4 protein-coding genes are annotated in these 7,421 nt (G+C 34.4%); all 4 read right to left on the reverse strand.

Going from position 1 to position 7,421, the window contains the following annotated elements; genetic code table 11:
* Positions 1-661: 661 nt before the first annotated feature.
* Genes AC11W3_RS15540 through AC11W3_RS15555 form a run of 4 tightly spaced genes read right to left on the reverse strand, consistent with a single transcriptional unit; the run spans position 662 to position 7,283 of the window.
* Entirely contained in the window at positions 662-826 is a 165-nt protein-coding gene (locus AC11W3_RS15540; RefSeq protein WP_484093310.1) for a hypothetical protein, read from the reverse strand.
* A 1-nt stretch (position 827) separates the two neighbouring features.
* Positions 828-1,481: an N-acetylmuramoyl-L-alanine amidase gene (locus AC11W3_RS15545; RefSeq protein ID WP_484093311.1), complete on the reverse strand. Its 654-nt coding sequence runs from the start codon at positions 1,479-1,481 to the stop codon at positions 828-830.
* Positions 1,481-1,684 (reverse strand): hypothetical protein, encoded by a 204-nt coding sequence (locus AC11W3_RS15550; RefSeq protein ID WP_484093312.1) that lies wholly within the window; start codon positions 1,682-1,684, stop codon positions 1,481-1,483. Before AC11W3_RS15550 ends, AC11W3_RS15545 begins: the two co-directional genes overlap by 1 nt.
* Positions 1,685-1,718: 34 nt before the next feature.
* Entirely contained in the window at positions 1,719-7,283 is a 5,565-nt protein-coding gene (locus tag AC11W3_RS15555; protein ID WP_484093313.1) for a hypothetical protein, read from the reverse strand.
* Positions 7,284-7,421 lie beyond the last annotated feature (138 nt).

A 7,421-nucleotide genomic window follows, 5' to 3' on the forward strand; every position in this document is an offset into this window, starting at 1 on the left:
CCTTGTTACAGAGCACGTAGTACCCCATTCTACGTGTTCTTTTTATGTAACAGAATGTATGTACGTACGAACAGACACGAACATAATGTTAATTCTTTGTTAACAATTCAGTGTTCTCCTTGTGTTCTATTGACAAGCTATGCTATACTAAACCCATAATCAACGAAGAGACGAGTAACGAGGAACGTAGAGACGCCGATGCACAAGAACTGCTTAAAAGCACGTTGGCTTTACGTACTAAGCTATTGTTTCTAAGTTCGCTTCGCTCCTAGAAACAATGCTAACAAGAACCTCGCTACGCTCGGTCTTGTTGAAACTAAAAGAATTTAAAAGATAACAAATCAGAAAGTATAATTTATTTATTCTTTTTTTATTCTATACGTATTACCGGCGTAGCCGAGTACATCTCTTAAAGCAAATATGTATTCTATCTTTTAAATCTTTTATCATTGAGCTGTGTCTTTTCAACAGCTCGATTGGCTTTAGCCAATCTTTATATAAATTATGTATAATACTTTTGATTTGTGGCTATACTATAAAAGACAACATGTTAAGCATTAATACTCATTTACTAGCAAAGAGCCATAAGAAAAGTATTTATACTAAAGGAAAAAGAACGTATTAGAACTCATTAAGAGTTAAAACTAATACGTTCTTTTCATTACTCTACTATAATACCTACCATAGTTAGAATTGTAAGACCCATATCAACTAATGTATTAAAGTTCTCTGGAACTTCAAATAGTCCATAAGTCTTACCAAGTAGTACACTAAAAGATATTACAGCTACCCATACAGATTTCTTTTTATAGTTTTCTAATTTCATATTACACCTCTTTTACATAGTTTTTATTAACAAATCCACCATGCTCTCCAAAATAAATGTTATACCAATTACCTTCTATATAACCTATTTTAACTTTATCTCCTTTTTTAAGCTTTCCAATTATTTTATGTTTTGTAGAGCTGCCATCTCTTACATTAAGAACACTTGCTGTAACAATTCCATACTTCTTAACTTCCTTTACTACAGGCTTTACATAATTAACTCCATCTATAATTTCATTAAATGGATAGTTCTTACCTGGACAAGCAGTAGGCTTAACATCTTTATGTTTCTTTACTGCTTTAATATTATGTCTAGTTTTTATATCCTTGATTAACCATATAAGAGCTTCCTTTTGAATTGCAGACATAGTGTCTATTTCAAAGTTACCTTCACAGCATATACCCAAACTGTCTGTATTGTGTCCTTCTGCATGAGCACCTATAGCTTTCTCTGGTCTACCTCTGTATATATTACCTTCCTTGTCGCAAAAAAAGTGGTATCCGATGCCAATAAAACCTCTTACTATATGCCATTTATGTATGTCAAATATGCTGCAATTTTGTGCTGCTGCATGATGAAGTATTATAGTGTCTGGTTTATTAACATTAGAGAATCCACCATTAAAACCTAAATGTACTTCTTTAATCTCCATTACTTAACACCTCCTGCTTTAATAACTTCAAAGAGCAAACCAACAACTGCTGTTGCTAGTATAACTAAAATACCTCCAAGGAGCTTATTTGTTAAATCAAGTTTAGTTCCTAGCACAGCTTCTTTCACCTCTAATACTTGTATTCTTTTTTCATGGTCATCATACATTACAACCAAATCTCTTTCTACACCTTTATCTACCATTATGCACCTCATGGTAGAGGGGGATTAACCCCTCTTATTTTTTCTTCTTTATGACATAATTGTTTTCATATATGTCTTTTATCTTTTGATACTGTTTGTCGCTTTCCTTTTGTTTCTGTATCTGTTCTGCTGTCTTTGTTATCTTTCCTTCCTTCTTAGCATTTGTTTCGGCATCTGTAAGTTTCTTAATGTAGTAAAATACAGCTTGTTGCTTTAATTGTTCAAAGTCCGGCTCCTGTACTTTAACTCCTTTAAGAAAACCATCTGCTCTACTTGCTTCTGCTTCTGTACCTTTACCTAATACTTTAGTGTTAACAGCATTGGAGGTGTTCTTCACAGCAGGAAGGAGACTGTCTAAAGCATATTTAAGCTTTGCATCTATCATCTTTCCGTTCGGTGTGTTCTTTGCAAAAGGCTCTAGGTATAATGGAGCTTTAACCATTTCACCATCTTGCTTTGCTATAGGACTATTATAGTAAAGATTCTTGTTGGTTATAAGTTCTACAGCAAGTTTTGCAAAGGGATTAGTACCGCTAACTAAATCATTAACCGATGTTGCTTTTTTAAGGTCTTCGTAAGGCAGATTTAATTTAGCATACTTTCCTTCTCCAAGATGTATAGAGTTTTCAAGATACTCTGGCTTGTACTTCTTTTGGTCTTCACTTTCTTTTTTAGATACAGATTTCTGTCCTTTGTATATTCTACCATATTTTGTAGGTTGTTCAAACAGTTGAGATACTTGAAGAGGTAAGTTCTTCCTAAACCATGTATAAAATGGCATTATGTTCTTCATTGTGTTCTGCTCGAACTGCGACAAATCAGAGTAGTCAAAGAGAAATTTATTAACCATGTCAGAAGCTTCTTGAGGTGTCTTTCCATCTGCTATGTGTATAAAGAAGTTAGTAAGTCTAGCCTGTTCTTCTATTATATTTCCTGCATCGTGAGACACATTAAGAGGATTAATCTTACTTGCAAACTTCTTTAAAGGACTTTTAGTTTCTTTAAGCACATCTGTTAAACCATTTCTAAAAGCAACCATATCCACATCTGTTTGAGTATGTCCTAACACTCCGTACTCTTTTGCTATATCAAGCCATTCACTGGCTCTTCTGCCAAGGAACACTTTATCTCCCATAGCTTTACTGTTCTTAGCCATAAGTGCTATAGAAGAATAAGAGTTGTATTTTGGATTAAATATTTTGCTTCCAACATTAAGATAACCGTTAAACATATTACCTTGCATATTGTTAACATGATAAGAGGTACTGAATAACGCTTGTGCTTTCCATAGGTTAACAAACTTTGTGTACATTCCTTTAAGCGTTCCTGCCTGCTGCTCATATTGACCTTTCATTACATCAAGGTATTCCTTGTGCATATCAGAAGGTACAACATATAGTGGTTGTTTTACATTCTCATAGAACTTTTCTTCCTTAATATCTTTAGGGTCTATCTGTACAAAAGGACTAGAATTTATATTGTGGTTTAAAGCATCTTCAAGAGACTTTCCTTCAAGAGTTGTTACATCTATAGGAGAATAGGCTTCATCAAGTGTTACAATGCTGTAGCCGTTTCCTTTCTTTGATTGAAAGTCGTTTACCATTTCCATGTATTTAGCCCAGCCTTCTTTATCACCTTTTGCCGGCCTGTTATTAAAGTCATACTTTGTACCGAAGGTTTCTATGAAGTTGTCTACTCTCTTCTTTTCAAACATGTATTTGTTGTGAGCAAGAGAACGCTGCAAGTAGATACGGGATATTTGGTCTTCCATGTAATTCTTTACACTATGCTTCTCAAGCATGAACTCATTTATCTTTTCTATTGTCCAATCTTTAGGAAAGGCTGTTCTTTCTATAGCATTCTTATTTATAGGATTCTTAACGCTAGAGTTTGTTTCTACAGAATCAAAATACTTCTTTCCTTCCGGACTTTGCATGTGAGCTACATAGTTATATAAACCATCTGCTTCTTCCTGTGTTATTATACCTTCTTCTATACCATACTTCTTAAACTCATTTTGGAAGTGCTCTGCTACAGCTTTAACATCAGTAGGTAACTTATCGAATTGTCCTCCAGTTACTTTGTAGGTAGTCTTCATCTGCTCTACATACTTAGGATACTTGTTTCCAAACTGTTTATCAAAGTGAGCTTCAAATAACTGTTCATCGTTAAGAAGATTATTAAGTCTTTTATATTCTGCTTCAAGCTGACTAACCTTTAAGTCCTTAACTTTCTTTAGTTCTTCTATAGCATTGCTTATAGTGTCTACGGCAGTTTTAGTCTGCACCATCTGAACAGCCACTACAGGGTCTTTAACAGTTTCTTTTATAGCTTCTACAGGAGTGGTTTCTAATGCCTTATATGCTTTTGTTACATCTTCACTTGCTCTTGTTTCCTTTACAGCCTTTTCAAAGGTTTCTTTTGTTACATAAGCATTAAGTCCGTCCTTAACTCTAGCATATTGGTTGTAATTAGATACCTTTCCTTTAGAGAATAAATCAAGTATGGTTTGTGCATTCTTCTTTCCTGCTTCATCTGTGTTTTCTTTTATAACTCTATTTGCTAGGTCTACAAGTTCTTTTCTATATTTTGTTTCTGCCTTAACATCAAGAGCCTTAGTACCAAAATTATCTGATATTTCTTTAAGCTTATCAAAGAACTGTCTTGCATCATAACGAGACTTTATGTTTCTAAAACTTCCACCCATTGTTTCTCTAAGTTGTTTATATACTTCCGGTCTGTACCATTTAACTTGTCTTACATTGTAGCTTATTGCATTTAGCTGCTTGTCTGTAAGAGGTAAAGCCTTTGCTCTTGCTTCGTTAAATTCTTTAGCTGCTTCTTTAATATCCAAATCATCAACAGCTTTATCCAAGTCTCTTTCTATTATTCCATGCACAAGAGTGTCTGGCATATTGGCAAGTTCTCCATCTTCTGTTTCCATAAGACGTTTAGTATAATCGAATATATTCTCTTCATTGTCATCTTTCTTGGCACTCATGTCATCTATCCAATTGTCTCTGTTCTTGCCTGTTATAGCTTCGTTCTTTCCTATAACCTTTTCATCATCATTAAAAGAGCTAAAGTTTTTAAACTTCTTGCTTTCATAGGGTTTATTGTTAGCTTTCTTTACGCTATCCCATACTGTATCAAATTCTCTTTTAGTAAGGAACTTTAAATCTCTTGTAAGGTCGTCTCCTGCTTCTCCAATCCATTTAGAATCTTTAAAAGAGTTTGTAAGAGCGTCTGTTAGACTTTCTGCCATTCTATCTGTGACTTCACCAGTGGAAGCATATAACTTCTTGCCTTTTTCAAATAGCTTTCTTTCCATTCTAGCCTTTTCAATGTTTCTAAAGCCAATATTAGCTTCATAGAAGTCTTCACTTTCAAGGTCAAATCTAGGTTTAACTTTAGCTTTTTCTGACAGTTCATTGATGTAGTCTATTACACCTTGTAACTTCTTTCCTGCTTTGTTTGTTACAGTGTGTTCTGTGTTCATCTTACGTCTATTAGCCATTTTATTATTAAGAAACTTTATCTCTTCATCGGCTTCCCATTTGTTCATAGACTTGTATCTGTTTTTAATCTCTTCATCTAAAGGTAATTTTGCTTCTATATGTTTGTTTACAAGCTCATTGTACTTTTCATCAGTAAGGTCGTTAAGCTTTTTATCTCCTAACTTCTTGTAGGTTTCTTCAAGCTTTGTGTCTACAGTTGGTTTAACTACTTCTACTTCTTTATCAATTGGTACAAGTTTATCTCTTTCTTCCTGTGTAAGTTTCTTAGGCTCTTCTGCTGTTTTAGGTTTTGAAGTATTCTTTTCTTTACTTGCTATTTCCTCAAGTTCTTTTATACGTTTATTTATTCCTTCATGTTTGTCTAGTGGAGCTTTGCTGTATTTGTTTGTAGGATTAACACTCCATTTTAAATCTCTAAGTTCTTTAGCATTTCTTTCAGCTTCACTTAGTTTAGATAAGTCTTCTTTCTTTGTAAGTTCTGAAAAGCTCATGCTTTTATCTTTAGATTTTATTACTTCTTGTTTTGGCGTTTCAACAGGCTTAATTTCTTTTACAGGCTCTACCTTATCGAATTGGCTGTCTACTGCTCTTCCTTCCTTCTTTGTTATCTCAACCTGTCTTTTGTATATGGCTTCAAGTTCTTCATCGCTCATACCTATGGAAGCTTCTGTAGTTTTATTCAAATCAGAAAGGTCTTCGTACTGCTTTTGAAGTTCTAATCTCTTAGACAAATCGGTAGTAGCTGCTGCTTCATCATTAAGTGCTTTAAGCTGCAGTTCTATTTCTGCTCTTTTAGCTTCACCCTTTTGTCTGAACTTAACCATAGCTTCACTTCTTGCTTCACTCGGAACTGTAAACACTTGGGTTATTTCATCTACAATGTTTTTAGTTTCCATTGCTTTAGTTATTTCTGCTTCGTAACCTTTAACAACCTTCTGTGCTTCTTCTGTAGTTTTTATATGTTTAAGCTTTTCTGCCATTTCATTATTTAAAGACTTCTTGTATTCATCTATGTATGCAACTGTTTTCATTGCTTCGTCTGGATTTGTCTTTGCATATTCCATAAGCTTGTGATACTTGCCGCCAAACTTAGAGCTTATATCTTTTGCTAGTTTAGTTTCACCAATCATGCCACCTATGTTTCTAACCACTCTAACAGGAAGAGTGTCTGCTACCTTGCCTAAATTCTTAGCTGATAACCCCGGTATAGTTATATTGTGTTTATTTGTACCTAATGTAATGCCTTTATAATCGTCTATAAAGCCCAATGCCTTGCTTGTTTTCTTAGCTAGGTATTCTGCTTCCTTAGTTAAATCTCCTGCGTTACCCATTGATTTAAGCACATCTGTAGCCTTTGATACGTCTCCTATAGTATCAGCACCATTAAGAACTTTAGAGCCTTTGGAGAGTACCTTGGAAGCACCTCCTAATCCACCAATCAAGTTAGCAGGGTCTAAGAGAGCGTCACCAAGAAAGCCAGTAAGTCCTGTATGGTCCTTGGCTGTTTCAACTGCTCCTTTTCCTTCTATGGCATCTTTCCATGCAAAAGGATTTAAAACGTTATTAACTACTGCTGTAGTGTTTCTAACTCCATCATTGCTATTGTTTAAAAGAGTTTGGAGAACTTCACTAAAGGAAGTCCTCATGTTGGCATTTTCATCTTTAAAGCCTGCACCAAATCCTTCTTTAATACCTTGCAATACACTTGTATTTGCATTTTCATCTACAGCGTTTTTAATACCTCTATTAGCAGCATACCCTAGAGCAGATATAGGGTCGCCTATGTACTTTTCAAACCAATTACGTTTAGGTTTAAGTTCTTCATCTGGCAGAGGTACATTAACACCATTGCTTAACAGATTACTTTCAAGACCTTGTATTGTTTCGTTATTCTTTTGTTTTATATATGCGTCTTTATTATAAGTGTAATTTTTATAACTGCTTTTAACTTTGCCGGAGGTTATCTTACCAAGCTCTTCATTGTACAAATCATCATATCTACTTGAAGATTTAACACTTGTAGGCTTGTTGCCGGTTATCTTATTAAGTTCTTCATTAAGCAGATTGTCGTACTTGCCCATTTAAACACCACCTTAAAATATTGATTTGATTTTATTTAGAATAGAACTCAATGCTGTTTTGTTATATTCATTCTTTAAATAAGAACTAACTCCGTTATTAGAAGAAGCTTTAGCTACTTTTGCTACAGGAGTTTGAGT

Source organism: Geomonas sp. (genome assembly GCF_056994735.1).